The sequence below is a fragment of the Paenirhizobium selenitireducens ATCC BAA-1503 genome, from assembly GCF_900492185.1.
Lineage (GTDB): Bacteria > Pseudomonadota > Alphaproteobacteria > Rhizobiales > Rhizobiaceae > Allorhizobium > Allorhizobium selenitireducens_A.
The window spans coordinates 289,713-315,165 of the sequence record NZ_UEYP01000006.1; the positions used below are offsets into that span (position 1 = coordinate 289,713).

Sequence of the window (25,453 nt, forward strand, 5' to 3'; positions counted from 1 at the left end):
GTGGCCGTGATCTATGCGGATCGGGAAAAATCCGCAAGGGTGTTTGTGAAGATTTTTTGATTTTTTTGGCCCGCCTCGCGCGTCCGTCTATGTCAAAGCCCGGCTTTGCAGGCTTTTCGTGAGGGGCAGGCGAGGGTGGTTTTCCACCGGTGTCTGGAGATGGCGCCAGGGCGGACGAACAAATTTCGTTCCGTCATGGATTTGTCTTCGATCGCGCTTGACACCAATAAGCGAACCCCTTAGTTAGCCGCTCATCGAACGGCCCAGCCGATCGTAACGAAGCGGCAACGCTTCCTTGAGAAATGCGCGGGTGTAGCTCAGTTGGTTAGAGTGCCGGCCTGTCACGCCGGAGGTCGCGGGTTCGAGCCCCGTCACTCGCGCCATTCTCAAAAAGCCTAACCTTACCGTCAAGCTCTTGCGGGCGGCGTTGAGGGTCGGGTCACCAATTTGGTGGTCCAACAATGCGCGGGTGTAGCTCAGTCGGTTAGAGTGCCGGCCTGTCACGCCGGAGGTCGCGGGTTCGAGCCCCGTCACTCGCGCCATTCCCATTCCCTTCATTCAGTGTTTTGTTGCGCCGCACGGTCATAATATACCGATTGCGCGCGACAGGGTTTTTACCGGCTGGTAATGTGGTCCCGGTATCGGGTGAAAAGCCCGATGCCGGTCTTGCGCAACCGGGCCGGCTGCGCTAACCACGGCTCGTTGCAACACTCTTTTCGGCTTGTTGGCCTTGTGCCCGAACTGCCGCCCGGCATTCGATACAAGCAGGGATGGACATGATGACTGAACTGCTCAGTTCCTACGTTCCGATTGCCATTTTCATCGGTATTGCCCTCGTAATCGGCCTGGCGCTGCTGATCGCGCCGTTCGCCGTCGCCTTCAAGGCGCCCGACTCGGAAAAGCTCTCGGCCTATGAATGCGGCTTCAACGCTTTCGACGATGCGCGCATGAAATTCGACATCCGCTTCTACCTGGTGTCGATCCTCTTCATCATCTTCGACCTCGAAGTCGCGTTCCTCTTCCCCTGGGCGGTCTCGTTCGGTGATATCGGTTGGTTCGGCTTCTGGTCCATGATGGTGTTCCTCGGTGTGCTGACCATCGGCTTTATCTATGAATGGAAGAAGGGGGCACTCGAATGGGAGTGAGCCAGTCCAACACGACGCTGGTTGCGCCGCAGGCCAAGGGGATCATCGATCCCAATACCGGCAAGCCGATCGGCTCTGACGATGCCTTCTTCGGCGAGATCAACAATGAGCTCGCCGACAAGGGCTTTCTCGTCACCTCGACCGACGATCTGATCAACTGGGCCCGCACCGGCTCGCTGATGTGGATGACCTTCGGTCTCGCCTGCTGTGCCGTCGAGATGATGCAGCTTTCCATGCCGCGCTACGACGTCGAGCGCTTCGGTTTTGCGCCGCGCGCCAGCCCGCGCCAGTCCGACGTGATGATCGTCGCCGGCACGCTGACCAACAAGATGGCGCCGGCGTTGCGCAAGGTCTACGACCAGATGCCGGAACCGCGCTACGTCATCTCCATGGGCTCCTGCGCCAATGGTGGCGGCTACTATCACTATTCCTATTCGGTCGTGCGCGGCTGCGACCGCGTCGTGCCGGTCGACATCTACGTGCCGGGCTGTCCGCCCACGGCAGAAGCGCTGCTCTACGGCGTGCTTCTGCTGCAGAAGAAGATCCGCCGCACCGGCACCATCGAACGGTAAGGCGAAGGGACGAGACAAATGAGTGAAGCCCTGAACGAGCTTGCATCCTACCTCTCCGAGGTGCGCGGTGCGCTCATCGCCTCTTCGGAGATGCGTTACGACGAGCTGACCCTGACGGCGAAGCCCGAGACCGTGATCGCGCTCCTCACCTTCCTGCGTGACGATGTGCAGTGCGGGTTCGTCAACCTGATCGACATTTGCGGCGTTGACTACCCGAAGCGCGCAGATCGCTTCGATGTGGTCTACCACCTGCTCTCGCCGCGCCAGAATCTCCGCATCCGCGTCAAGGTCCAGACCAACGAGGACAAGCCGGTTCCGTCGGCCTGTTCCGTCTTCCCCGGTGCCGACTGGTTCGAGCGGGAAGCCTGGGACATGTACGGCATCATGTTCACCGACCATCCGGACCTGCGCCGCATCCTCACCGACTACGGTTTCGAGGGGCATCCGTTGCGCAAGGATTTTCCGACCACCGGCTTCGTCGAGGTCCGTTACGACGACAACGCCAAGCGCGTCGTCTACGAACCGGTCGAACTCAAGCAGGAATTCCGCAATTTCGACTTCCTCTCGCCCTGGGAAGGCACGGATTACGTGCTGCCGGGCGATGAGAAGGCGAAGCAGTAGGATTTAGGCAGTCGCCAGTAGACAGTAGGAAGGAAAGGGGCAGTCAGACGACGATCAACTCCTACCAGGATCTCAGAGTGTGGCAACGCGCGATGGATCTCGCGGTAGAGAGCTATGAGTTGACGAAGGGCTTTCCGCGGGATGAGGTCTATGGCCTCGTGTCGCAGATCAGGCGGGCAGCAGCATCTGTCCCGGCCAACATCGCGGAAGGTCACGGTCGAAATGTTACGGGCTCCTATGTCCAGCATTTGAAAATCGCTCAGGGTTCTCTCAAAGAGTTGGAGACGCATTTGATACTAAGCTCGCGCCTCGGGCTTCTAACCGAACAGAGAATCGGAAAGGGGTTGGCGATGAGTGAGGAAGTCGGGAAAATGCTAAGGTCGCTGATCCGCAGTTTGCAGGATGAACGGAATGGTCGCACGAGTGAATAGACGCCCTACTGGCTACTGCCTATTGGCTAATGCCTCGATGCGCGGAGCGAATCGCAATGACTGAACACAACGTCCGCAACTTCAACATCAACTTCGGCCCGCAGCATCCCGCCGCACACGGGGTGTTGCGCCTCGTTCTGGAACTCGACGGCGAAATCGTCGAGCGCGTCGATCCGCATATCGGCCTGCTGCACCGCGGCACCGAGAAGCTGATCGAAACCAAGACCTATCTGCAGGCGCTGCCCTATTTCGACCGGCTCGACTATGTCGCGCCGATGAACCAGGAACATGCCTATTCGCTGGCGGTCGAAAAGCTGCTCGGCGTCGAGATCCCGATCCGTGGCCAGTTGATCCGCGTCCTCTATTCGGAAATCGGCCGTATCCTGTCGCATCTCCTGAACGTCACGACCCAGGCCATGGACGTCGGCGCTTTGACGCCGCCGCTCTGGGGCTTCGAGGAACGCGAAAAGCTGATGGTGTTCTATGAGCGCGCCTGCGGCGCGCGCATGCACTCGGCCTATATCCGTCCGGGTGGCGTCCACCAGGATCTTCCTCATGAGCTGGTCGAGGACATCGGCAAGTGGTGCGACCAGTTCCCGGCCAAGCTCGACGATATCGACGATCTTCTGACCGGCAACCGCATCTTCAAGCAGCGCAACGTCGATATCGGCGTGGTCAGCCTCGAGGATTGCTGGGCCTGGGGCTTCTCCGGCGTCATGGTGCGCGGTTCGGGTGCGGCCTGGGATCTGCGCAAGTCGCAGCCTTACGAGTGCTATGCCGACATGGACTTCGACATCATGGTCGGCAAGAATGGCGACTGCTACGACCGCTACCTGATCCGCATGTTTGAAATGCGCGAGTCGGTGAAGATCATGAAGCAGTGCGTCAATCGCCTGCTGGGCGATGCCAAGACCGGTCCGATCTCCTCGATCGACGGCAAGGTCGTTCCGCCGAAGCGCGGCGAAATGAAGCGGTCGATGGAAGCGCTGATCCATCATTTCAAGCTCTACACCGAAGGCTACCATGTGCCGGCGGGTGAAGTGTACGCCGCGGTGGAAGCGCCGAAGGGCGAGTTCGGCGTCTATCTCGTATCGGACGGCACCAACAAGCCGTATCGCTGCAAGATCCGCGCGCCGGGCTATGCGCATCTTCAGGCGATGGACTACATCTGCCGCGGTCACCAGCTCGCCGACATCTCGGCGATCCTCGGTTCGCTTGACATCGTGTTCGGTGAGGTCGACCGCTGATGCTGCGCGTGCTGCTGACGACCGCCGCCCTTTTGTTCGCCGCCTTTGCGCAGGCGCAGGATGCGGGCGTGTCGTCGAGCGGCTCCGCGTCGTCGATGGGAGACCTCATCAAGCAGGGCTACGAGATCAAGTCGACCGTCTCCAACGGCTCCAAGCTGATCGTATTCCTGCAGAAAGAAAACTCGGCCTATGCCTGCGAATTCACGTCCCTGACGAATTCGCGGTGTGGTTCCATAAACTGAGACAAGGCGTGAGGAAGTAATGTCCGTTCGTCGACTAGCCGAAGATCAATTCCAGCCGGTAGGTTTCTCGTTCAACGAGGAGAATGCCGTCTGGGCCGAGGCAACGATTGCCAAATACCCCGAAGGCCGGCAGCAATCGGCGGTCATTCCGCTTCTGATGCGCGCCCAGGAACAGGACGGCTGGGTTACCCGAGCGGCGATCGAATTCGTCGCCGACAAGCTTTCCATGCCCTATATCCGCGTGCTGGAAGTCGCGACCTTCTACACCCAGTTCCAGCTGAAGCCGGTGGGCACCCGCGCCCACGTCCAGGTCTGTGGCACCACGCCGTGCATGCTGCGCGGCGCCGAGGACCTGATCAAGGTCTGCAAGTCGAAGATCCATCACGATCCGTTCGAACTCAACGAGGATGGCACCCTGTCCTGGGAAGAAGTCGAATGTCAGGGCGCCTGCGTCAACGCGCCGATGGTGATGATCTTCAAGGACTCTTATGAAGACCTGACGCCGACCCAGCTCGAGCACATCATCGATCGTTTCCAGGCAGGCAAGGGGTCCGACATTACGCCCGGTCCGCAGGTCGATCGCATCTATTCGGCCCCGGCCGGTGGACCGACGACGCTCACGGAAGAGATTGTCGTGCAGAAGGCGAAGATCGAGCCGGCACCTGTAGCCGAGGCCGCGGTGCCGCCGGCGAACGCCGCAAGACCGGTCACCACCACCGACGAGACCAATCCGGCGCTCAAGACCCCGGCCGACGGCAAGTCGGCGACGCCGGGTGGTCCCGACGTGAAGGCGGCCCGCAAGAGCGCAAAGCCGGCCAGTGACGAGATCAAGGAAACGATCTCCGAGACGGCTGCCGCCGATGCCGCCGGCAAGGGTACGAAAGCGCAGAAGGCACCGGTCGCCGGGCAGCTGTCGCTGGACGACAAGAACCGTCCGGCCGGCATCGACAAGCCGGCCACGCCGGATGACCTCAAGATGATCTCGGGCGTTGGCCCGAAAATCGAAGGCATCCTCAACGGTCTCGGCATCTACACCTTTGCCCAGATCGCCGGCTGGCAGAAGGCCGAGCGCGAATGGGTTGACGGTTATCTGAAATTTGCGGGCCGGATCGAGCGCGACGACTGGGTCAAGCAGGCCGAGGCGCTCGCCCGGGGCGGCGAGGCCGAATACATCAAGGTCTTCGGCAAGAAGCCGCGGTAAGGGGTTAGGATATGTTGAGAGATCAGGATCGCATCTTTACCAATATCTACGGCCTCAAGGACAAGTCCCTGAAGGGCGCCATGAGCCGTGGTCATTGGGACGGTACCAAGCAGCTGCTCGAGAAGGGCCGCGACTGGATCATCAACGAGGTCAAGGCCTCGGGCCTGCGCGGCCGTGGCGGCGCCGGCTTCCCGACTGGCCTCAAATGGTCGTTCATGCCGAAGGAAAGCGACGGCCGTCCGCACTATCTGGTGGTCAATGCCGACGAATCCGAACCCGGCACCTGCAAGGACCGCGACATCCTGCGCCACGATCCGCACACGCTGATCGAAGGCTGCGTCATCGCCTCCTTCGCCATGGGCGCCCATGCGGCCTACATCTATGTCCGCGGCGAGTTCATGCGCGAGCGTGAGGCCCTGCAGGCGGCGATCGACGAGTGCTATGACTACGGCCTGCTCGGCAAGAACAACAAGCTCGGCTATGACATCGACATTTATGTCCACCACGGCGCCGGCGCCTATATCTGCGGCGAGGAGACGGCATTGCTCGAAAGCCTCGAAGGCAAGAAGGGCCAGCCGCGCCTGAAGCCTCCGTTCCCGGCCAATATGGGTCTGTACGGCTGCCCGACGACGGTCAACAACGTCGAATCGATCGCCGTCACCCCCACCATCCTGCGCCGTGGCGCCGGCTGGTTCTCTTCGTTCGGCCGCCCGAACAATGTCGGCACCAAGCTGTTCATGATCTCCGGCCACGTCAACCGGCCGTGCACGGTCGAGGAGAGCATGGGCGTCACCTTCCGCGAGATGATCGAAAAGCACGCCGGCGGCATCCGTGGCGGCTGGGACAATCTCCTTGCCGTCATTCCGGGCGGCGCATCCTGCCCGGTCGTCAAGGCCGAGGACATGATGGACGTCGTGCTCGACTTCGACGGCCTGCGCGAGGTCAAGTCGTCGTTCGGCACCGGCGGCATGATCGTCATGGACAAGTCGACCGACATCATCAAGGCGATCTGGCGCATCGCGGCCTTCTTCAAGCACGAGAGCTGCGGCCAGTGCACGCCGTGCCGCGAAGGTACCGGCTGGATGATGCGGGTCATGGAGCGCATGGTAAGGGGCAATGCCCAGAAGCGCGAGATCGACATGCTGTTCCAGGTGACCAAGCAGATCGAGGGCCACACCATCTGTGCGCTCGGTGACGCCGCCGCCTGGCCGATCCAGGGCCTCATCCGCAACTTCCGGCCGGAGATCGAATCGCGGATCGATCAGTACACCCGCCACGCCATGGCGCATGGCGTGGTCATGGAAGCAGCCGAGTAAGGAACGAGCGGCGATGGCCAAGGCACCGGACAAGACGGGGGAACGGCGGTCGGCAGAGCCGGCTGATTCCGATCGTCTTGCCGATGCGCTGAAGGACATGCCGGCCGTGCCCTTGCACCCGCTGATGGCGCATCCGACGGCGGCGTTTGCCGCGGCCACGGCGATTGGTTTCGGTCTTGCGACGCACATGACGAGCGTCTTCCTCGGCTCGCTGCACGGTGCGCTCGAGGCGAGCGGTAAGCTGGCCCGAAGGCTCGAGGAAGAGCAGGCGAACGCCGGGGCCAGGGGCGAGGATGCTGGCTCTGCGGCCACCGTCGCGACAGTCGCGGTTGCGGATGTGAAGCCTTCAAAGGCGAAACGGACCAAGCCGGGGACCGTCCAGGCGGCAAAGCCGATGGCGTTGAAGCCGGCCACGCCGAAGCCGGCGAACGCGGCGGCCGCAAAGCCGGTGACGGTACGGCGGAGTAGCGCTGCGATCACGACCGAGGCGCCGGAGAAGGCAGCGACGGTCAAGCTGGCAAAGACCGCAAAGGCAAACGGCAGGGCCGACGACCTGAAGAAGATCGAAGGGATCGGCCCGAAACTGGAACAGGTGCTGAATGCACGCGGTATCCGCCGCTTTGCGGATCTGACGGCGCTCGACGCCGCGGAACTCGAGGCGCTCGACGCGGCAATCGGGCTTGACGGCAGGGCCATTCGGGACGATTGGGCGGGGCAGGCGCGCAAGCTGGCGCGCGGCAGGAAATAACGCCGGTCAACGCGCTCCGCAGGGAGCGGTTGCTGTCGGCGAAGAACAATGGATGTCCAGCCTCGCGGCGCGGGGTGCGGATCGGGAAATAGATGGCGGGGACGGGTCAATCCAGGTTGAACGGCTCCGCCTGCCGCGGCGAAAGCTGCGGTGCAATGCGCACTATGCGTGAGGCAGGAAGGCGAATATGGCTAAGCTGAAAGTCGACGGTAAAGAGATCGAAGTCCCGGATCATTTCACGCTGTTGCAGGCGTGCGAGGAAGCCGGCGCCGAAGTCCCGCGCTTTTGTTTCCATGAACGGCTGTCGGTCGCCGGCAATTGCCGTATGTGCCTCGTCGAGGTGAAGGGTGGCCCGCCGAAGCCGGCGGCTTCCTGCGCCATGGGCGTGCGCGACATCCGTGGCGGCCCGAACGGCGAACTGCCGGAAGTCTTCACCAACACGCCGATGGTCAAGAAAGCCCGCGAAGGCGTGATGGAATTCCTGCTCATCAACCATCCGCTGGATTGCCCGATCTGTGACCAGGGCGGCGAATGCGACCTTCAGGACCAGGCCATCGCCTTTGGCATGGACAGCTCGCGCTACACCGAGAACAAGCGCGCGGTCGAGGACAAGTATATCGGCCCGCTGGTCAAGACCGTGATGAACCGCTGCATCCACTGCACGCGTTGCGTCCGCTTCACCACCGAAGTCGCCGGCATCGCCGAGCTCGGCCTGATCGGCCGCGGCGAAGACGCCGAGATCACCACCTATCTCGAGCAGGCGATGACCTCGGAGCTGCAGGGCAATGTCGTCGACCTCTGCCCGGTCGGCGCACTGACCTCGAAGCCGTTTGCCTTCACCGCCCGTCCCTGGGAGCTGAACAAGACCGAATCGATCGACGTCATGGACGCGCTCGGCAGCGCGATCCGCGTCGACACCCGTGGCCGCGAAGTCATGCGCATCATGCCGCGCGTCAACGATGAGGTGAACGAGGAGTGGATCTCCGACAAGAGCCGATTCATCTGGGACGGCTTGAAGACCCAGCGCCTCGACCGGCCGTATGTGCGCCGCGACGGCCGCCTGCAGGCCGCGACCTGGGCAGAGGCCTTCGCCGCGATCAAGTCGGCCGTTGCGGCCACCACGGGTGCCAAGATCGGTGCGATCGCTGGCGATCTGGCCTCGGTCGAGGAAATGTACGCGCTGAAGGCGCTCGTCAATTCGCTCGGCTCGACCAATACCGACTGTCGCCAGGATGGGGCGGCACTTGATCCGTCGCTCGGTCGCGCAAGCTACCTGTTCAATTCCACCATCGAAGGCATCGAATCGGCCGACGCCATCCTGATCATCGGCGCCAATCCGCGCTATGAGGCGGCCGTGCTCAACGCCCGCATCCGCAAGGCCTGGCGTCGCAGCGGCCTGCCGATCGGCGTGATTGGTGAGGGTGGTGAGATGCGCTATCCCTATGAGCATCTCGGTGCCGGTACGGATACGCTGGGCGAACTGGTGTCGGGCAAGAACGGCTTCGTCGAGAAACTGAAGGCCGCCAAGGCTCCGCTCATCATCGTCGGCCAGGGCGCGATAACCGGTGCCGGTGGCGCTGCTGTTCTGGCCAATGCCGCCGCTCTTGCCAATGCGGTCGGTGCCGTTAGCGAAGACTGGAACGGCTTTGCCGTCCTGCACACCGCCGCTTCGCGCGTCGGTGGCCTCGATCTCGGCTTCGTGCCGGGCGAAGGCGGTGTCAATGCCGGCGACATGCTGTCCTCGATGGACGTGCTGTTCCTGCTGGGCGCCGACGAACTCGACTTCACCAGGAAGGCTGCGAAGTTCACCGTCTACATCGGCAGCCATGGCGACAACGGCGCGCACCATGCCGACGTCATCCTGCCGGGCGCGACCTATACCGAGAAGTCGGGCACCTGGGTCAACACGGAAGGCCGCGTCCAGATGGGCAACCGCGCCGGCTTCGCGCCGGGCGATGCCCGCGAGGACTGGGCGATCATTCGGGCGCTGTCCGACGTGCTCGGCAAGAAGCTGCCGTTTGATTCGCTGGGCGCTCTTCGCGCCAGGCTCTACGCGGACCACCCGCATTTCGCCGCCCTCGACGAGATCGCGCCGGGCACCGGTGCCGAAATTGCCGCACTTGCGAAAAAAGCCGGGAAGATGACGAAATCCGCGTTTGCGTCGCCGGTGAAAGACTTCTATTTGACGAACCCGATCGCACGCGCTTCGGCCGTCATGGCCGAGTGCTCGGCGTTGGCCCGCAACAATTTCCAGGCTGCGGCAGAGTAAGGGCAGGGGATCATGGACAGTTTCGTTTCCACTTATGTCTGGCCGGCGGCCATCATGATCGGCCAGTCGCTGCTGCTGCTGGTCGCCCTTCTGGTCTTCATCGCCTACATCCTGCTGGCCGACCGCAAGATCTGGGCAGCCGTTCAGATGCGCCGCGGCCCGAACGTCGTCGGTCCCTGGGGCCTGTTCCAGTCCTTCGCCGACCTTTTGAAGTTCGTCTTCAAGGAGCCGGTCATTCCGGCCGGCGCCAACAAGGGTGTCTTCCTGCTGGCTCCGCTCGTTTCGGTGACGTTGGCGCTTGCCACCTGGGCCGTCGTGCCGGTCGCCGATAACTGGGTGATCGCCAACATTAATGTCGGCATTCTCTATATCTTCGCCATCTCGTCGCTCGAGGTCTACGGCATCATCATGGGAGGCTGGGCCTCCAACTCGAAGTACCCGTTCCTCGGCGCGCTGCGCTCGGCGGCGCAGATGGTGTCCTACGAAGTCTCGATCGGCCTCGTCATCGTCACGGTCCTGCTCTGCGTCGGATCGCTGAACCTGACAGACATCGTCTACGCTCAGAAGGACGGCCTTGGCACCATGGTCGGCCTGCCGAATTCCTTCCTCGACTGGCACTGGCTGGCGCTCTTCCCGATGTTCGTGATCTTCTTCATCTCGGCACTGGCAGAAACCAACCGCCCTCCGTTCGATCTTCCCGAAGCGGAATCGGAACTGGTCGCCGGCTTCATGGTCGAATACGGCTCGACCCCGTACATGATGTTCATGCTCGGCGAATATGCCGCCATCGTCCTGATGTGCGCCATGACCACCATCCTGTTCCTCGGTGGCTGGCTGCCCCCGGTCGACGTCTGGTTCCTCAACTGGGTTCCGGGCATCATCTGGTTCGTCCTGAAGGCATCCATGGTGTTCTTCATGTTCGCCATGGTGAAGGCCTTCGTCCCGCGTTACCGCTATGACCAGCTGATGCGCCTCGGCTGGAAGGTCTTCCTTCCGCTCTCGCTCGCCATGGTCATCATCGTTGCATTCGTGCTGAAGATCATGGGGTGGGCATAATCATGGCCATCCGTTCATTCGGCAGATTTGGAGGTTGAAGATGGCAAGTCTTTCCCAGACTGTCAGTTCCTTGTTCCTGAAAGAGTTCGTCGGCGCCTTCTTCCTGTCGATGCGCTATTTCTTCGCGCCCAAGTCGACGATCAACTATCCCTTCGAGAAGGGCCCGGTCTCTCCGCGCTTCCGTGGCGAGCATGCGCTGCGCCGCTATCCGAACGGCGAGGAGCGCTGCATTGCCTGCAAGCTGTGCGAGGCCATCTGTCCGGCCCAGGCGATCACCATCGAGGCCGGCCCGCGCCGCAATGACGGCACGCGTCGCACGGTGCGTTACGACATCGACATGGTGAAGTGCATTTATTGCGGCTTCTGCCAGGAAGCCTGCCCGGTCGATGCGATCGTCGAAGGCCCGAACTTCGAGTTCGCCACCGAGACCCGCGAGGAACTCTACTTCGACAAGGCCCGGCTGCTCGATAATGGCGACCGCTGGGAACGCGAAATCGCGCGCAACATCGCGCTGGATTCGCCATACCGCTGATCCGCGGCATGACGGCGCCATGGCGAGGGACGAATGTCTTCCGCTGCGGCAGAATTTGAAACGGGGCGCTTGTTCGGTGGGGATGCCGGTTGAGCGTCATCGGGCGGCAGGGCAGGAGCCCACGCCCGGGGGAAGATGAAAAGGCACCAACATGGGTCTTCAGGCTCTCTTTTTCTATCTCTTCGCCTTTGTCGCTGTGGCGTCGGCGTTCATGGTCATTTCCGCGCGGAACCCGGTCCATTCGGTCCTGTTCCTGATCCTCACCTTCGTGAACGCTTCGGCCCTGTTCATCCTGATCGGTGCCGAGTTCCTGGGCATGATCCTGCTGGTCGTCTACGTCGGCGCGGTTGCGGTCCTCTTCCTGTTCGTGGTGATGATGCTCGACATCGATTTCGCCGAGCTGCGCTCCGGTGTGCTGAAATATGCCCCGGTCGGCGCTCTGGTCGGTGTGATCGTCGCGGCGGAGCTTCTGATCGTCATCGGCGGCAGCGCGCTTTCGCCGCAAGCCGCAGAAGCGATCACCATGCCCATCCCGGCGCTTGACGCACGCACCAACACCGCCGCCCTCGGCGACGTGCTCTATACGAATTATGTCTATTTCTTCCAGATCGCCGGCCTGGTGCTTCTGGTGGCGATGATCGGCGCGATCGTGCTGACGCTACGCCATCGTGAAAACATCAAGCGGCAGGACGTCTCCCGCCAGGTTGCCCGCACGCCCGAGACCGCCGTCAAGGTGGTCAAGGTCAAGCCGGGCCAGGGCATCTGAGGCAGCTGAGAGGTCAAGGAGCAAGAATTATGGAAATCGGTCTTTCCCACTACCTGACAGTCAGCGCGCTGCTTTTCACGCTCGGCGTCTTCGGTATCTTCCTCAACCGCAAGAACGTCATCGTCATCCTGATGTCGATCGAGCTCATCCTGCTTTCGGTCAACATCAACATGGTGGCCTTCTCGGTCTTCCTCAACGACTTGGTCGGCCAGGTCTTCGCCCTGTTCATCCTGACGGTGGCGGCGGCGGAAGCGGCGATCGGCCTCGCCATCCTCGTGGTCTTCTATCGTAATCGCGGCTCGATCGCCGTCGAAGACGTCAATGTGATGAAGGGCTGATACGGCTATGCTCATCTATAAGGCTATCGTCTTTCTTCCGCTGATCGGCGCGCTCATCGCCGGCCTGTTCGGTCGCCAGATCGGCGCCAAGGCTTCGGAATACATCACCACCGGCCTGATGGTGATCGTCGCAATCCTGTCGTGGATCGTCTTCATCAATGTCGGCCTCGGTCACGGCGAAGGCCACGAGGTTATCAAGGTTTCCGTCCTGCGCTGGATCCAGTCCGGCGGCATCGACGTCGAATGGTCGCTGAGGATCGACACGCTGACCGCCGTCATGCTGGTTGTCGTCAACACCGTGTCGACCCTCGTGCACCTCTATTCGATCGGCTACATGCACCACGATCCGCATCGGCCGCGCTTCTTCTCGTACCTGTCGCTGTTCACCTTCGCCATGCTGATGCTGGTGACCTCCGACAACCTGCTGCAGATGTTCTTCGGCTGGGAAGGGGTAGGCCTGGCGTCCTATCTGCTGATCGGTTTCTGGTTCAAGAAGCCGTCGGCCGCCGCCGCCGCCATGAAGGCTTTCATCGTCAACCGCGTCGGTGACTTCGGATTCATTCTCGGCATTTCCGGCATCTTCGTGCTGTTCGGCTCGATCAACTTCGAGACGATTTTTGCCGCCACCCAGACCTATCTGCCGGCTGAAGGTGCTGAAAGCACGGAAGTCGTGATCAACCTGTTCGGCATGGCGCTCGACAAGGGCCACGCGATCACCGCCGTCTGCCTGCTGCTGTTCATGGGCGCCATGGGCAAGTCGGCGCAATTCCTGCTGCACACCTGGCTGCCGGACGCCATGGAAGGCCCGACTCCGGTTTCGGCCCTCATCCATGCCGCGACCATGGTCACCGCCGGCGTCTTCCTGGTCGCGCGCATGTCGCCGCTGTTCGAACTGTCGCCGGATGCGCTGACCTTCGTCACCCTGATCGGCGCCATCACCGCCTTCTTCGCTGCGACCGTCGGCCTGGTGCAGAACGACATCAAGCGCGTCATCGCCTATTCGACGTGCTCGCAACTCGGCTACATGTTCGTCGCGCTCGGCCTTGGTGCCTACGGCGCCGCCGTGTTCCACCTGTTCACCCACGCCTTCTTCAAGGCGCTCCTGTTCCTTGGCGCCGGCTCGGTCATCCATGCCGTCGACGGCGAGCAGGACATGCGCTATATGGGCGGTCTTCGTAAGCACATCCCCTATACCTTCTGGGCGATGACCATCGGCACGCTGGCGCTGACCGGCGTCGGCATCCCCGGAACGATGATCGGCTTTGCCGGCTTCTTCTCCAAGGACGTGATCATCGAGAGCGCCTATGCCTCGCATTCGAGCGTCGCCGGGTTCGCCTTCACGCTGCTCGTCATCGCCGCGCTGTTCACCAGCTTCTATTCCTGGCGCCTGGCCTTCATGACCTTCTTCGGCAAGCCGCGCGCTTCGGCCGATGTCATGCACCATGTGCATGAATCGCCGATGGTCATGCTCTTCCCGCTCGTCGTCCTGGTGCTCGGCGCCGTGTTTGCCGGCGTTGTCTTCGAAGGCTACTTCTTCGGCCACGAATACAACGAATTCTGGAAGGGTGCTCTCTTCACCGGTCCGGAAAACGAAATCCTCGAAGAGTTCCATCACGTACCGCTGTGGGTCAAGTGGAGCCCTTTCGTCGCCATGCTGACCGGCTTCGTCACCGCCTGGTACATGTATATCAAGTCGCCCTCGACGCCGAAGGTCCTCGCCGAGCAGCACCGCGTGCTCTACCAGTTCCTGCTCAACAAGTGGTATTTCGACGAACTTTACGACTTCCTGTTCGTACGTTCCGCCAAGGCCCTTGGACGCTTCTTCTGGAAGAAGGGTGACATCGGCGTCATCGACGCCTATGGCCCGAACGGTGTCGCCGCCGGCGTCGCTGACCTCACCCAGCGTGTTGTCCGCCTGCAGTCGGGTTACCTCTACCACTATGCCTTCGCGATGCTGATCGGCATTGCGGCCCTTGTTACCTGGATGATGCTCGGGAGTTCCTTCTGATGACCGATTGGCCCATTCTCTCGACGGTCACCTTTCTGCCGCTGGTTGGCGTGGCGCTGCTGCTGCTGACCCGCCAGGACACCAGCCTTGGCCGCCGCAACATCCTCAATGTCTCGCTTCTGACGACGGTCTTCACCTTCGTCGTCTCGCTCTTCATCTGGATCGGCTTCGACAACTCGAACCCCGGCTTCCAGATGGTCGAGAAGACCGAATGGCTCGGCACCGGAATCGCCTATCATCTGGGCGTCGACGGCATTTCCATGCTGTTCGTCATCCTGACGACGCTGCTCATGCCGTTCTGCATTCTTGCCAGCTGGGTTTCGGTCGAGAAGCGCATCAAGGAATACATGATCGCGTTCCTGATCCTTGAGACCCTGATGATCGGCGTGTTCGTCTCGCTCGACATCGTGCTGTTCTACGTGTTCTTCGAGGCCGGCCTGATCCCGATGTTCATCATCATCGGCGTCTGGGGCGGCAAGGATCGCGTCTACGCCTCCTACAAGTTCTTCCTCTACACGCTGCTCGGCTCGGTGCTGATGATGCTCGCCATCATGGCCATGTACTGGAATGCCGGCACGACCGACATTACCCAGCTGCTGAACCACAAGTTCCCGGCCGAAATGCAGACCTGGCTATGGCTCGCCTTCTTCGCCTCGTTTGCCGTGAAGATGCCGATGTGGCCGGTTCACACCTGGCTGCCGGATGCGCACGTTCAGGCGCCGACCGCTGGATCGATGATCCTCGCCGGCATCCTCTTGAAGCTCGGCGGCTACGGCCTGCTGCGCTTCTCGGTGCCGATGTTCCCGCTGGCGTCGGACTATTTCGCCCCGCTCGTCTTCACGCTGTCGGTCATCGCCATCATCTACACCTCGCTGGTGGCGCTGATGCAGGACGACATGAAGAAGGTAATCGCCTATTCGTCGGTCGCGCACATGGGCTACGTGACCATGGGCACCTTCGCCGCCAATACCCAGGGCGTGCAGGGCGCGATCTTCCAGATGATTAGCCACGGCTTCGTCTCGGCCGCGCTCTTCTTCTGCGTCGGCGTCATCTATGATCGCATGCACACCCGCGAGATCGCCGCCTATGGTGGCCTCGCCAACAACATGCCGAAATATGCCACGGCCTTCATGGTCTTCACCATGGCCAATGTCGGTCTTCCCGGCACCTCCGGTTTCGTCGGCGAGTTCCTGACCCTGATCGGCGTCTTCCGCGCCAATACCTGGGTTGCCCTGTTTGCCGCCACCGGTGTCATCCTCTCGGCGGCCTATGCCCTGTGGCTCTATCGTCGCGTCATCTTCGGTGCGCTGGAGAAGGAAAGCCTCAAGGGTCTGCTCGATCTTTCGCTGCGCGAGAAGGCCATTCTCTATCCGTTGATCGCGCTGACCATCTTCTTCGGCGTCTATCCGGCTCCGATCTTCGACGCCACGGCCGCATCGGTCGACCTTCTCGTGAACAATTACGAAGCCGCACTGCAGGCAGCGCAATCCGTTGCGCTCATCGCGAACTGACGACAGGATCCTTTGGACATGACCCCTGAAACACTCCTCGCTAGTCTGCATCTGGTCACGCCGGAACTGATCCTTGCGGTCGGTGCCCTGGTGCTGCTGATGGTCGGCGTCTTTTCCGGTCAGAAGTCGGCAACGACCGTCATGGGTCTCGCCGTTGCACTGCTGATCGCTTCGGGCCTGTGGATGATCCTGGTTCCGGCCGAAGGCGAAGCCTTCGGCGGCGCCTACAAGGCGGACGGCTTTGCCCGCTTCATGAAGGCGCTCGCCCTGATCGGTTCGATCACCGCGATGATCATGGCCGTCGGTCACGCCCGTCGCGATCATCTCGACAAGTTCGAATTCCCGGTTCTGCTGGTTCTGGCCACCCTCGGCATCATGCTGATGATCTCGGCCAATGACCTCATCGCGCTCTACCTGTCGCTGGAGCTGCAGTCGCTGGCGCTCTACGTCGTTGCCGCGATCAACCGCGACAGCCTGCGCTCCACCGAAGCCGGCCTGAAATATTTCGTCCTCGGTTCGCTGTCCTCCGGCATGCTGCTCTACGGCATGTCGCTGGTCTATGGTTTCACCGGCAATATCGGCTTCGACGAGATTGCCGCGGTGATGGCCGCCGGCGAACCGGGCCTCGGCCTGATCTTCGGCCTGGTCTTCATCCTCGCCGGCCTTGCCTTCAAGATTTCGGCCGTGCCGTTCCACATGTGGACGCCAGACGTTTACGAGGGCGCCCCGACCCCGGTCACGGCCTTCCTGGCTGCTGCGCCGAAGATTGGCGCCATGGCGATCGTCGTGCGCATCGTCATCGACGCCTTCCTGCCGGTCTTTGCCGAATGGCAGCAGATCATCGTGTTCATCGCTATCGCCTCCATGCTGCTTGGTTCGTTTGCCGCGATCGGCCAGCGTAACATCAAGCGACTGATGGCCTATTCGTCGATCGGCCACATGGGCTACGCGCTGGTGGGCCTCGCCGCCGGAACGGAGACGGGCGTCAGTGGCGTGATCACCTATATGCTGATCTACCTGATCATGACGCTCGGCACCTTCGCCTGCATCATGGCGATGAAGCAGAAGGAAGGCGGCAATGTCGAGAACATCGATGACCTCGCCGGCCTTTCGACCACCAAGCCGTTCATGGCCGTCGTGCTGACCGCGCTGATGTTCTCGCTGGCCGGAATTCCGCCGCTGGCGGGCTTCTTCGGGAAGTACTTCGTCTTCGTCGCCGCCATCGAAGCCAAGCTCTATGCCCTGGCCATCATCGGCGTTCTCGCTTCCGTCGTCGGCGCCTTCTACTATCTGCGCATCGTCAAGGTGATGTGGTTCGACGAAGCCAGGGGCGAATTCTCGCGCATTGCCGGCGAACTCCGTCTCGTCTTCGGCCTTTCGGGTCTGTTCGTCGTCGGCTATGTGCTGGTCGGTGGACCGCTCGGCACAGCGGCCGAAGCGGCCGCCAAGACGCTCTTTAATTGAGCAGGAACGGCGGACAGCGCCGGTTGTCGCTGGACGACTTCCGGCATGAGGCACTCGGTTCCGTTGCCTCGACCAACACGGAATGCCTCGCCCGCGCTCGCGCGGGCGATTTCGGTTTCCTCTGGATCACGGCCGACAGCCAGACTGGAGGGCGCGGACGTCGCGGCCGAGCCTGGCTGTCGGAACCCGGCAATCTCTATGCGTCGCTGCTGTTGATCGACCCGGCGCCGCTGGAGCGAATGGCGTCGCTGCCGCTCGCCGTGGCGCTCGCCGTTCATGGCGCGATCCGCCAGGTGCTCCCCGCCGATGCGCCGCCGCTCGAAGTCAAGTGGCCCAACGACATCCTGATCGGCCGCAAGAAGACCTGCGGCATCCTGCTCGAAGGTGAGCGGCTGGCCGACGGACGCTATGCGCTGGTGATCGGCATCGGCATCAACATACGCGCCAAGCCGGACGACACGGCCTATCCGGTAACCTCGCTCAACGATCACGGGGTCTTTGTCTCGCCTCCGGAATTGTTTGCCCATCTGTTTGCCAGCATGGCCGACATGCTGGCGATCTGGGACGAGGGCAGGGGGATCGCCGGCATCGTCGAACGATGGCGGGCGGTCGCCTGCGGCATCGGCGAAAAAATCACGGTGAACCTGCCGGACCGGTCGATTTCCGGTTACTTTTGCGGAATCGATGATAAAGGCATGCTGATACTCGACCGCGGCGACGAAGGCCGCATGGCGATCGCCGCTGGCGACGTCTTTTTCGGGTGAACTGGATCAAGGAAAGAATGGCTAAGAACGAAGAACTGGTGTTCGTGCCGCTGGGCGGCGTCGGCGAAATCGGGATGAACCTCGCACTCTACGGCTATGGCGCACCGTCGAACCGCGAATGGATCATGGTCGATTGCGGCGTGACCTTCCCGGGTCCGGACCTGCCGGGCGTCGATCTCGTCCTTGCCGATGTCAGCTTTATCGCCGCCCGCAAGAACAAGCTCAAGGCGATCATCATCACCCATGCGCATGAGGACCACTATGGCGGCCTCAACGACATCTGGCCGGGCCTCAACGTCCCCGTCTACGGCTCGGGCTTCACCGCCGGTATGCTGGAAGCCAAGCGGGATTACGAAGGCAGCCGGGCAAAGATCCCGGTGACACCGTTCAAGGCCGGCGACGTGATCAATGTCGGCCCCTTCTCGATCGAGGCGGTCGGCGTCAACCACTCGATTCCCGAGCCGATGTCGCTGGTCATCCGCACGCCGCTCGGCAACGTCATCCACACCGGCGACTGGAAGATCGACCATCATCCGTCGCTCGGGCCGCTGACCGATGAAGCGCGTTTCCGCGCACTCGGCGACGAGGGCGTGCTGGCCGTGATGTGCGACAGCACCAATTCCATGCGCGATGGCGTTTCGCCTTCGGAGGAACAGGTCTCGGAGGGGCTGCGCCAGATCATCGAGGCGGCCGAGGGCCGCGTCGCGATCACCACATTCTCGTCGAATGTCGGGCGTATCCGTTCGATCGCCCAGGCAGCCGAAGCTGCCGGTCGCGAAGTGCTGCTGCTCGGCTCGTCGCTGAAGCGCGTCTGCGCCGTCGCCGACGATCTCGGCATCATGGAAGGCTTGAAGCCCTTCATCGCCGAAGACGAGTTCGGCTTCATCCCGCGCGACAAGGTCGTCATCATTCTGACCGGCAGCCAGGGCGAGCCGCGTGCGGCGCTTGCCAAGATCGCCCGCGACGAGATGCGCAATGTGGCGCTGACCGCCGGCGACACCGTCGTCTTCTCGTCGCGCACCATTCCGGGCAATGAGAAGGCGATCATCGAGATCAAGAACGGTCTGATGGAGCAGGGCATCCATATCGTCACCGACAGCGAAGCGCTGGTCCATGTTTCGGGCCACCCGCGCCGCAACGAACTGTTGCAGATGTACGAATGGACCCGGCCGCAGATCCTCGTGCCGGTACATGGGGAAGCAGCCCACCTGATCTCCCAGGCCGAACTGGCCGAGCAGGCCGGCATCAAGAGCGTACCGCGCGTGCGCAATGGTGACATGCTCCGGCTGGCCCCCGGCGAAGCCGAGGTCATCGACCAGGTTCCGCACGGCCGCATCTACAAGGATGGCAAGCTCATCGGCAATCTCGACGAGATGGGCATCGGCAACCGGCGCAAGCTGTCCTATGTCGGACACGTCGCCGTCAATGTCGTCCTGGATGCTCGCCTTGAATTCCTCGGCGATCCGGAGCTCGTCACCTTCGGCCTGCCGCAATACGACCAGGAGGGTGAGTCCATGGAGGACACCCTCTATGACGCCGTGCTCGGTGCGGTCGAGAGCATTCCGCGTGCGCGGCGCAAGGACCTGGAAATGGTGCGCGAGAGCATTCGGCGGGCGGTGCGCGGCACGGCCAACGACGCCTGGGGCAAGAAACCGATCGTCACCGTGTTCGTGACCAAAGTCTGACTGATCTTCGCGGCGAAGCTGCTATAGCTTCGCCGTGTTTCGTCTTATAGGAGCCTGTCATGCTTGGACGCGTCAATCACGTCGCCATCGCCGTTCCGGATCTCGTTGCCGCCACCGCATCCTATCGCGACACGCTGGGCGCCCATGTTTCGCAGGCGCAGGCTCTGCCGGAACACGGCGTAACGGTGGTCTTCGTCGAACTGCCCAACACCAAGATCGAACTGCTCGAGCCACTCGGCGCCGACTCGCCGATTGCGGCCTTCCTCGCCAAGAACCCGGGCGGCGGCATGCATCACATCTGCTACGAGGTCGACGATATCCTGGCCGCGCGCGATCAGCTGGCAAGCGGCGGTGCACGCGTGCTTGGCGGTGGCGAGCCGAAGATCGGGGCCCACGGCAAGCCGGTGCTGTTTCTGCATCCAAAGGACTTCTACGGCACGCTGATCGAACTCGAGCAGGTCTGACCCGGCGCCACCGGCCATTTGCGCGAAACCCGCAGTGACCCTATAAGACGGTCGAACCCGGCACCCTGTGGGCGCTGGCCAGCCGAAGGATCAATACCTTGTCCATTCTGTCGTTTTTCGCGATCTACTTCGTCATCTGGTGGATTACGCTGTTTGCCGTCCTGCCCATCGGTATGAAGACGCAGGCCGAGGCCGACGAGGTCGTTCCGGGCAGCGTCGAGAGCGCGCCGGCACGTTTTCGCGGCGGCAAGGTCGTGGCGATCACCACTGTCGTCTCGGCAGTCATCTACGGCGGCTGGTATCTCGCGACGGCCTATTTCGGCGTGGGCCTCGACAGCTTGCCGAACTTCCTTCCCAAATTCGATTGATGGCCGCGTCGGCCCGGAGCTTGCCGTGGGTGGCACAAGCCCGCGACGCCGGATTCAAATCCTCAGAATCGGCGCTTAAGTCATTGTCATCGCAACAGAAAACGCGTCAGGCATACCGCTACCTGATATCTCAGGATCTCTGAAGGGCAAAAAAAAACAAGGTCCGAAGACCTTGTTCAAGTATCGCGTGATCCTTCACCAATTAAGGGGCTGCGAACGAGCGCGCCTAAGATCTGATCCTCCCAAGACTTGACCGCGAATTTGGCAAGAATTTGAACTTCCTGCCTGTTTTGTGGGCTAACGCTAGCCCAACTTGTGCGCTTTGTCACCCCATTTTTTGCAAAATTGCTACAGTCCCGAGAAAAAATCGTTCACGTCGGAAATGTCGCAGGTGAGGTCTTGAAACTCCGCATTTCATGACGGTCCCATCCTCTCCAGCGTGCTGTCCGACATGACACGCGACAGGCCTGTGGGGTGACCATGCGGCCACGTTCATCCGGGTTTTCTTGTGCGAGGGAAACCGCTATGACGCTTCGAGAAACACCGTCGTCATGGCTGATTCCGCTTCTTGTGGAATCCTAAACTGTTGGAACCTGTTATGCGTCTTTCGCGCTATTTCCTGCCGATCCTCAAGGAAAACCCAAAGGAAGCGGAGATCGTCTCCCACCGCCTGATGCTGCGCGCCGGCATGATCCGCCAGCAGAGCCAGGGGATCTATTCCTGGCTGCCGCTCGGCAAGCGCGTGCTCGACAAGGTCAACGGCATTATTCGCGAAGAGCAGAACCGCGCCGGTGCCATCGAACTTCTGATGCCGACCTTGCAGTCGGCAGAACTCTGGCAGGAAAGCGGTCGCTACGAGGACTACGGCAAGGAGATGCTGCGCATCAAGGACCGCCAGGAGCGTCCGATGCTTTACGGTCCGACCAACGAGGAAATGGTCACCGATATCTTCCGGTCCTATGTCAAGTCGTACAAGAGCCTGCCGCTGAACCTCTACCACATCCAGTTGAAGTTCCGCGACGAGATCCGGCCGCGCTTCGGCACGATGCGTTCGCGTGAGTTCCTGATGAAGGATGCCTATTCCTTCGACCTGACCCAGGACGACGCGATCCACTCCTACAACAAGATGTTCGCTGCCTATCTGCGGACGTTCTCCCGCCTCGGCTTGCGGGCGATCCCGATGCGCGCCGATACCGGCCCGATCGGCGGCAATCACAGCCATGAATTCATCATTCTCGCCGAAACCGGCGAGTCGGAAGTCTTCAGCCACAAGAGCTTCGTCGATTTCGACATCCCGGCCGAAGATACGGATTTCGACGATGTCGCCGGTCTGCAGGCGATCTTCGACAAGTGGACCTCGGTCTATGCGGCGACTTCGGAAATGCACGACGAGGCCGCCTTCAATGCTATCCCCGAAGCCGATCGCCTCTCGGCCCGCGGCATCGAGGTGGGCCATATCTTCTATTTCGGCACGAAATATTCCGAGCCGATGGGCGCCAAGGTGCAAGGGCCGGACGGCAAGGAGCACCTTGTCCACATGGGATCCTACGGCATTGGCCCGACCCGCCTTGTTCCCGCCATCATCGAAGCTTCGCATGACGAGAACGGCATCATCTGGCCGGATTCGGTCGCGCCGTTCGATTGCGTCGTGATCAACATGAAGGTCGGTGACGAGGCCTGCGATGCCGCCTGTGAGCGGCTCTACGCGGCGCTTTCCAAGGCCGGCAAGGACGTGCTTTACGACGATACCGACGATCGCGCCGGTACCAAGTTCGCGACCGCCGACCTGATCGGCGTTCCGGTGCAGCTGATTGCCGGGCCCCGCTCGGTCGCCAATGGCGAGATCGAGATCAAGGACCGCAAGACCGGCGCCCGCGAGACGATGACGATCGAGGCCGCCATCAACAAGCTGGTCGGGTAAGACCGAGCGAGGAGACGAAATGACGAGTGCAGCCTCCGCCAACGAGACCGCCGCCGCTCCGGACAGGGAGAAGGCCGCCCGGCCTTTCTCCGGTTTCGAGCGCATGGTGGCCTGGCGCTATCTGCGCGCCCGGCGCAAGGAGGCCTTCATCTCGGTGATCGCCGGCTTCTCCTTCGTCGGCATCATGCTCGGCGTGGCGACGCTGATCATCGTCATGGCGGTGATGAACGGGTTTCGCACCGAACTGATTTCCCGCATCCTCGGCATCAACGGTCACATGATCGTCCAGCCGGTCGACGGGCCGCTGGAGAATTACGCGGAACTGGCGACGAAGTTTTCCGCCGTTCCGGGTGTGACCATGGCGCTGCCGCTGGTCGAGGGGCAGACGCTGGCCTCCGGCCGCGCCGGGGCCGGAACCGGCGCTCTGGTGCGCGGCATCCGCTCGGAAGACATGACCAAGCTCACCACCGTTTCCTCCAATATCCGCGCTGGTGACCTGGTCGGCTTTGCCGCGGGGCAGGGCGTCCTGGTTGGTTCGCGCATGGCCGCCGATCTCGGAATTACGGCCGGCGACACGATCACGCTGGTCTCGCCGGAGGGAGACGTGACGCCGCTCGGGGTCAATCCTCGCGTCAAGGCTTATCCGGTCTCGGGTGTGTTCGAGATTGGCATGTCGGAATACGACGCCTCGATCATCTACATGCCGCTTGAGGAGTCGCAACTCTATTTCAACGCCGAAGGCCTGGTTCAGTCGATCGAGCTGTTCGTCTCGGACCCGGACGCAATCGACGAGATGCGGCCGAAGATCGAGGAGGCCGCCGGCCGGCAGATTTTCATCACCGACTGGCGTCAGCGCAACCAGACCTTCTTCTCCGCCCTGCAGGTGGAGCGCAACGTGATGTTCATGATCCTCACCCTGATCGTGCTGGTCGCGGCGCTCAACATCATCTCCGGCCTGATCATGCTGGTGAAGGACAAGTCGAGCGACATCGCCATCCTGCGCACCATGGGGGCGAGCGCCAATGCCATCATGCGGATCTTCTTCATGACCGGGGCGGCGATCGGTGCGACCGGCACCTTTGCCGGCGTCGTGCTCGGTGTGGTCGTCTGTCTCAACATCGAATCGATCCGTGGTTTCTTCTCCTGGGTCTCGGGCACCGTTCTGTTCGACCCGGAGCTCTATTTCCTCAGCAAGCTTCCCGCCGACATGAATGTCGGTGAGACGGTGTCCGTCGTCGTCATGGCACTCAGCCTGTCCTTCCTGGCGACGATCTTCCCGGCCTGGCGCGCCTCGCGCCTCGATCCGGTCCAGGCCCTGCGCTACGAATAAGGATACCGCTTCATGCCTTCCGATACCGTTCTTTCGCTCTCGGGCATCGACCGCCATTACGGGCAGGGCGAAACCACACTCAGCATCCTCAAGGGCGCCGACTTCAGTCTGAGGAGCGGGGAGACCGTCGCCCTGGTCGCTCCCTCGGGTACGGGCAAGTCTACGCTCCTGCACGTGGCCGGATTGCTCGAGCATCCCGATGCGGGCGAAGTGACGCTCGGCGGTGTGGCCTGCCACGATCTCTCGGACGAGCGTCGCACTGCGATGCGGCGCCACTCGGTCGGTTTTGTCTACCAGTTCCATCACCTGCTGCCGGAGTTCTCCGCATTGGAGAACATCATGATGCCGCAGCTGATCGCCGGTCTTTCGCGCGACGAAGCCCGCGAGCGCGCCTCGCAATTGCTCGACTACATGCGGATCGGCCATCGCGGCGAGCACCGTCCGGCGGAATTGTCGGGCGGCGAGCAACAGCGCGTCGCCATCGCCCGCGCCGTTGCCAATGCGCCGCTGGTCCTGCTCGCCGACGAACCGACTGGAAACCTCGATCCGGAGACGGCTTCCTATGTGTTTTCCGCGCTGGAAGCCTTGGTGCGCCAGTCCGGCCTCGCTGCCCTGATCGCCACCCACAATCACGAACTGGCGCGTCGGATGGATCGCTGCGTGACGCTGATCGACGGAAAGGTCGTCGATTTCCTCGCATAGTCGGTGTGGGGGCGGGACCGTCTAGAGGAGCCCGCAAGCCTTGCTGCCGATCTCGTCCGTCCAATCCTCGATCGATACGGTCCTGGGGGCAACGCTTTGCGCGGTTTCGTCTCGTTTGAGCTTGCCGGTCACGACATTGTAGTCGCAGGAGCCGCTGTCATCGAGATCAAGCGTGTCATGATAGCTGTAGGTGTAGCCGGCGACGATGAACCGGTCCTCGCGATATGCAAGTGTCAGGGTTCTCTCCCAGCGGTTGCGGCCGATGGCGGAGTTTTGCGACATCACCGCGATGGAGCCGTTTGCGAGTGCCGTGATCGCCGGATCCTGGCCATAGAAGCCGTCCAGTCTGGAATTGCCCCAGACTTTGTCCGGTGCGGATGTCACCAGCTTCAGCAGGCCGCGATCGCTCTCCGTGACATAGAGATAAATTCCGATGACCTCGTCTTCGCTGCCGGGGGCAACGAGCAGGGCCAGATCCGTCGCTCCGTCCTTGTTCCAGTCGCCGGACGCTCCGGAGATAATCCGCTCGGCTGGAAACGACTGGGCAAGAACACCCGTGGCCGGCAGCAACCCCACCGAAACCCACAAAAAGAACTGCCTGATCACTGCCCATCCCCCAGAAGCCTGTATGCGACAGTCTGTCGGATCTCCGGCGCAAAGTCACGCGAAGGGCCGACCTAATTTGGTATTGACACGAGAACATAAAGCGAACATAAAAGGCACATAACGAGTAAGGAGAGAGCCATGACCGA

Annotated in this window: 25 protein-coding genes and 2 tRNA genes; 26 read left to right on the forward strand and 1 reads right to left on the reverse strand. The window is 61.8% G+C overall.

All coding sequences use genetic code 11. The features are described from left to right. Window positions 1-306: 306 nt before the first annotated feature. The 26 genes from RHIZ70P_RS13390 to RHIZ70P_RS13515 all read left to right on the forward strand — a co-directional run bounded on the left by RHIZ70P_RS13390 (window position 307) and on the right by RHIZ70P_RS13515 (window position 24,701). Window positions 307-383, forward strand: a tRNA-Asp gene (locus RHIZ70P_RS13390). Between the two features lie 82 nt (window positions 384-465). Then, window positions 466-542 (forward strand) — tRNA-Asp (locus tag RHIZ70P_RS13395). A gap of 237 nt (window positions 543-779) precedes the next feature. Next, complete coding sequence (locus RHIZ70P_RS13400; protein WP_115670887.1) at window positions 780-1,145, forward strand: NADH-quinone oxidoreductase subunit A; 366 nt, start codon at window positions 780-782, stop codon at window positions 1,143-1,145. Then, the gene (locus RHIZ70P_RS13405) at window positions 1,136-1,717 is read left to right on the forward strand and encodes a NuoB/complex I 20 kDa subunit family protein (RefSeq protein ID WP_115670796.1); all 582 of its coding nucleotides are present in this window, start codon (window positions 1,136-1,138) and stop codon (window positions 1,715-1,717) included. Before RHIZ70P_RS13400 ends, RHIZ70P_RS13405 begins: the two co-directional genes overlap by 10 nt. Before the next feature lie 18 nt (window positions 1,718-1,735). Beyond that, entirely contained in the window at window positions 1,736-2,338 is a 603-nt protein-coding gene (locus tag RHIZ70P_RS13410) for an NADH-quinone oxidoreductase subunit C (RefSeq protein WP_115670797.1), read from the forward strand. 53 nt (window positions 2,339-2,391) lie between these two features. Next, the gene (locus RHIZ70P_RS13415; RefSeq protein WP_268877530.1) at window positions 2,392-2,769 is read left to right on the forward strand and encodes a four helix bundle protein; all 378 of its coding nucleotides are present in this window, start codon (window positions 2,392-2,394) and stop codon (window positions 2,767-2,769) included. A 56-nt stretch (window positions 2,770-2,825) separates the two neighbouring features. Next, window positions 2,826-4,016 (forward strand): NADH-quinone oxidoreductase subunit D, encoded by a 1,191-nt coding sequence (locus RHIZ70P_RS13420; protein WP_115670799.1) that lies wholly within the window; start codon window positions 2,826-2,828, stop codon window positions 4,014-4,016. Next, window positions 4,016-4,258 carry a hypothetical protein gene (locus RHIZ70P_RS13425; protein ID WP_115670800.1) on the forward strand — a complete coding sequence of 81 codons (243 nt, stop codon included), beginning with the start codon at window positions 4,016-4,018 and terminating at the stop codon, window positions 4,256-4,258. Before RHIZ70P_RS13420 ends, RHIZ70P_RS13425 begins: the two co-directional genes overlap by 1 nt. A gap of 19 nt (window positions 4,259-4,277) precedes the next feature. After that, on the forward strand, window positions 4,278-5,459 hold the full coding sequence (locus tag RHIZ70P_RS13430; protein ID WP_115670801.1) for an NADH-quinone oxidoreductase subunit E: 1,182 nt from the start codon (window positions 4,278-4,280) through the stop codon (window positions 5,457-5,459). Between the two features lie 11 nt (window positions 5,460-5,470). Further along, window positions 5,471-6,775: an NADH-quinone oxidoreductase subunit NuoF gene (nuoF, locus tag RHIZ70P_RS13435; RefSeq protein WP_115670802.1), complete on the forward strand. Its 1,305-nt coding sequence runs from the start codon at window positions 5,471-5,473 to the stop codon at window positions 6,773-6,775. A gap of 13 nt (window positions 6,776-6,788) precedes the next feature. Then, window positions 6,789-7,523, forward strand: coding sequence for a 5' DNA nuclease (locus tag RHIZ70P_RS13440; RefSeq protein WP_115670803.1), 735 nt, complete (start codon window positions 6,789-6,791; stop codon window positions 7,521-7,523). 187 nt (window positions 7,524-7,710) lie between these two features. Next, window positions 7,711-9,792: an NADH-quinone oxidoreductase subunit NuoG gene (gene nuoG, locus RHIZ70P_RS13445; protein ID WP_115670804.1), complete on the forward strand. Its 2,082-nt coding sequence runs from the start codon at window positions 7,711-7,713 to the stop codon at window positions 9,790-9,792. A 12-nt stretch (window positions 9,793-9,804) separates the two neighbouring features. Then, window positions 9,805-10,848, forward strand: a complete 1,044-nt coding sequence (gene nuoH, locus RHIZ70P_RS13450) for an NADH-quinone oxidoreductase subunit NuoH (protein ID WP_115670805.1) — start codon at window positions 9,805-9,807, stop codon at window positions 10,846-10,848. Window positions 10,849-10,888: 40 nt separating this feature from the next. After that, complete coding sequence (gene nuoI, locus RHIZ70P_RS13455; RefSeq protein ID WP_115670889.1) at window positions 10,889-11,380, forward strand: NADH-quinone oxidoreductase subunit NuoI; 492 nt, start codon at window positions 10,889-10,891, stop codon at window positions 11,378-11,380. Between the two features lie 151 nt (window positions 11,381-11,531). Beyond that, entirely contained in the window at window positions 11,532-12,146 is a 615-nt protein-coding gene (locus RHIZ70P_RS13460; protein ID WP_115670806.1) for an NADH-quinone oxidoreductase subunit J, read from the forward strand. 29 nt (window positions 12,147-12,175) lie between these two features. Beyond that, window positions 12,176-12,484 carry an NADH-quinone oxidoreductase subunit NuoK gene (nuoK, locus tag RHIZ70P_RS13465; RefSeq protein WP_115670807.1) on the forward strand — a complete coding sequence of 103 codons (309 nt, stop codon included), beginning with the start codon at window positions 12,176-12,178 and terminating at the stop codon, window positions 12,482-12,484. Window positions 12,485-12,491: 7 nt separating this feature from the next. After that, the gene (gene nuoL, locus RHIZ70P_RS13470; protein ID WP_115670808.1) at window positions 12,492-14,492 is read left to right on the forward strand and encodes an NADH-quinone oxidoreductase subunit L; all 2,001 of its coding nucleotides are present in this window, start codon (window positions 12,492-12,494) and stop codon (window positions 14,490-14,492) included. Beyond that, on the forward strand, window positions 14,492-16,003 hold the full coding sequence (locus RHIZ70P_RS13475) for an NADH-quinone oxidoreductase subunit M (RefSeq protein ID WP_115670809.1): 1,512 nt from the start codon (window positions 14,492-14,494) through the stop codon (window positions 16,001-16,003). Before nuoL ends, RHIZ70P_RS13475 begins: the two co-directional genes overlap by 1 nt. 18 nt (window positions 16,004-16,021) lie before the next feature. Then, the gene (nuoN, locus tag RHIZ70P_RS13480; protein WP_115670810.1) at window positions 16,022-17,467 is read left to right on the forward strand and encodes an NADH-quinone oxidoreductase subunit NuoN; all 1,446 of its coding nucleotides are present in this window, start codon (window positions 16,022-16,024) and stop codon (window positions 17,465-17,467) included. Then, window positions 17,464-18,231: a biotin--[acetyl-CoA-carboxylase] ligase gene (locus RHIZ70P_RS13485; RefSeq protein ID WP_115670811.1), complete on the forward strand. Its 768-nt coding sequence runs from the start codon at window positions 17,464-17,466 to the stop codon at window positions 18,229-18,231. Before nuoN ends, RHIZ70P_RS13485 begins: the two co-directional genes overlap by 4 nt. 17 nt (window positions 18,232-18,248) lie before the next feature. Then, window positions 18,249-19,916 carry a ribonuclease J gene (locus RHIZ70P_RS13490; protein ID WP_115670812.1) on the forward strand — a complete coding sequence of 556 codons (1,668 nt, stop codon included), beginning with the start codon at window positions 18,249-18,251 and terminating at the stop codon, window positions 19,914-19,916. 59 nt (window positions 19,917-19,975) lie between these two features. Further along, entirely contained in the window at window positions 19,976-20,380 is a 405-nt protein-coding gene (gene mce / locus RHIZ70P_RS13495; RefSeq protein ID WP_115670813.1) for a methylmalonyl-CoA epimerase, read from the forward strand. 98 nt (window positions 20,381-20,478) lie between these two features. Further along, on the forward strand, window positions 20,479-20,748 hold the full coding sequence (locus RHIZ70P_RS13500) for a DUF1467 family protein (RefSeq protein ID WP_115670814.1): 270 nt from the start codon (window positions 20,479-20,481) through the stop codon (window positions 20,746-20,748). 598 nt (window positions 20,749-21,346) lie between these two features. Beyond that, a complete protein-coding gene (gene proS / locus RHIZ70P_RS13505; protein ID WP_115670815.1) occupies window positions 21,347-22,669 on the forward strand; it encodes a proline--tRNA ligase in 1,323 nt (440 codons plus the stop codon). Window positions 22,670-22,688: 19 nt separating this feature from the next. Then, window positions 22,689-23,999: a lipoprotein-releasing ABC transporter permease subunit gene (locus tag RHIZ70P_RS13510; protein ID WP_115670816.1), complete on the forward strand. Its 1,311-nt coding sequence runs from the start codon at window positions 22,689-22,691 to the stop codon at window positions 23,997-23,999. A gap of 12 nt (window positions 24,000-24,011) precedes the next feature. Next, a complete protein-coding gene (locus RHIZ70P_RS13515) occupies window positions 24,012-24,701 on the forward strand; it encodes an ABC transporter ATP-binding protein (RefSeq protein ID WP_115670817.1) in 690 nt (229 codons plus the stop codon). 21 nt (window positions 24,702-24,722) lie between these two features. Here the strand turns inward: RHIZ70P_RS13515 and RHIZ70P_RS13520 are convergent, their stop codons facing one another. Further along, a complete protein-coding gene (locus RHIZ70P_RS13520) occupies window positions 24,723-25,307 on the reverse strand; it encodes a hypothetical protein (RefSeq protein WP_235842225.1) in 585 nt (194 codons plus the stop codon). Between the last annotated feature and the right edge of the window lie 146 nt (window positions 25,308-25,453).

Excerpts from the sequence above, each read along its gene's own strand:
- RHIZ70P_RS13400 (WP_115670887.1), top strand. The coding sequence starts at position 780 with ATGACTGAACTGCTCAGTTCCTACGTTCCGATTGCCATTTTCATCGGT.
- RHIZ70P_RS13405 (WP_115670796.1), top strand. The coding sequence starts at position 1,136 with ATGGGAGTGAGCCAGTCCAACACGACGCTGGTTGCGCCGCAGGCCAAG.
- RHIZ70P_RS13410 (WP_115670797.1), top strand. The coding sequence starts at position 1,736 with ATGAGTGAAGCCCTGAACGAGCTTGCATCCTACCTCTCCGAGGTGCGC.
- RHIZ70P_RS13420 (WP_115670799.1), top strand. The coding sequence starts at position 2,826 with ATGACTGAACACAACGTCCGCAACTTCAACATCAACTTCGGCCCGCAG.
- RHIZ70P_RS13425 (WP_115670800.1), top strand. The coding sequence starts at position 4,016 with ATGCTGCGCGTGCTGCTGACGACCGCCGCCCTTTTGTTCGCCGCCTTT.
- RHIZ70P_RS13430 (WP_115670801.1), top strand. The coding sequence starts at position 4,278 with ATGTCCGTTCGTCGACTAGCCGAAGATCAATTCCAGCCGGTAGGTTTC.
- nuoF (WP_115670802.1), top strand. The coding sequence starts at position 5,471 with ATGTTGAGAGATCAGGATCGCATCTTTACCAATATCTACGGCCTCAAG.
- RHIZ70P_RS13440 (WP_115670803.1), top strand. The coding sequence starts at position 6,789 with ATGGCCAAGGCACCGGACAAGACGGGGGAACGGCGGTCGGCAGAGCCG.
- nuoG (WP_115670804.1), top strand. The coding sequence starts at position 7,711 with ATGGCTAAGCTGAAAGTCGACGGTAAAGAGATCGAAGTCCCGGATCAT.
- nuoH (WP_115670805.1), top strand. The coding sequence starts at position 9,805 with ATGGACAGTTTCGTTTCCACTTATGTCTGGCCGGCGGCCATCATGATC.
- nuoI (WP_115670889.1), top strand. The coding sequence starts at position 10,889 with ATGGCAAGTCTTTCCCAGACTGTCAGTTCCTTGTTCCTGAAAGAGTTC.
- RHIZ70P_RS13460 (WP_115670806.1), top strand. The coding sequence starts at position 11,532 with ATGGGTCTTCAGGCTCTCTTTTTCTATCTCTTCGCCTTTGTCGCTGTG.
- nuoK (WP_115670807.1), top strand. The coding sequence starts at position 12,176 with ATGGAAATCGGTCTTTCCCACTACCTGACAGTCAGCGCGCTGCTTTTC.
- nuoL (WP_115670808.1), top strand. The coding sequence starts at position 12,492 with ATGCTCATCTATAAGGCTATCGTCTTTCTTCCGCTGATCGGCGCGCTC.
- RHIZ70P_RS13475 (WP_115670809.1), top strand. The coding sequence starts at position 14,492 with ATGACCGATTGGCCCATTCTCTCGACGGTCACCTTTCTGCCGCTGGTT.
- nuoN (WP_115670810.1), top strand. The coding sequence starts at position 16,022 with ATGACCCCTGAAACACTCCTCGCTAGTCTGCATCTGGTCACGCCGGAA.
- RHIZ70P_RS13490 (WP_115670812.1), top strand. The coding sequence starts at position 18,249 with ATGGCTAAGAACGAAGAACTGGTGTTCGTGCCGCTGGGCGGCGTCGGC.
- mce (WP_115670813.1), top strand. The coding sequence starts at position 19,976 with ATGCTTGGACGCGTCAATCACGTCGCCATCGCCGTTCCGGATCTCGTT.
- proS (WP_115670815.1), top strand. The coding sequence starts at position 21,347 with ATGCGTCTTTCGCGCTATTTCCTGCCGATCCTCAAGGAAAACCCAAAG.
- RHIZ70P_RS13510 (WP_115670816.1), top strand. The coding sequence starts at position 22,689 with ATGACGAGTGCAGCCTCCGCCAACGAGACCGCCGCCGCTCCGGACAGG.
- RHIZ70P_RS13515 (WP_115670817.1), top strand. The coding sequence starts at position 24,012 with ATGCCTTCCGATACCGTTCTTTCGCTCTCGGGCATCGACCGCCATTAC.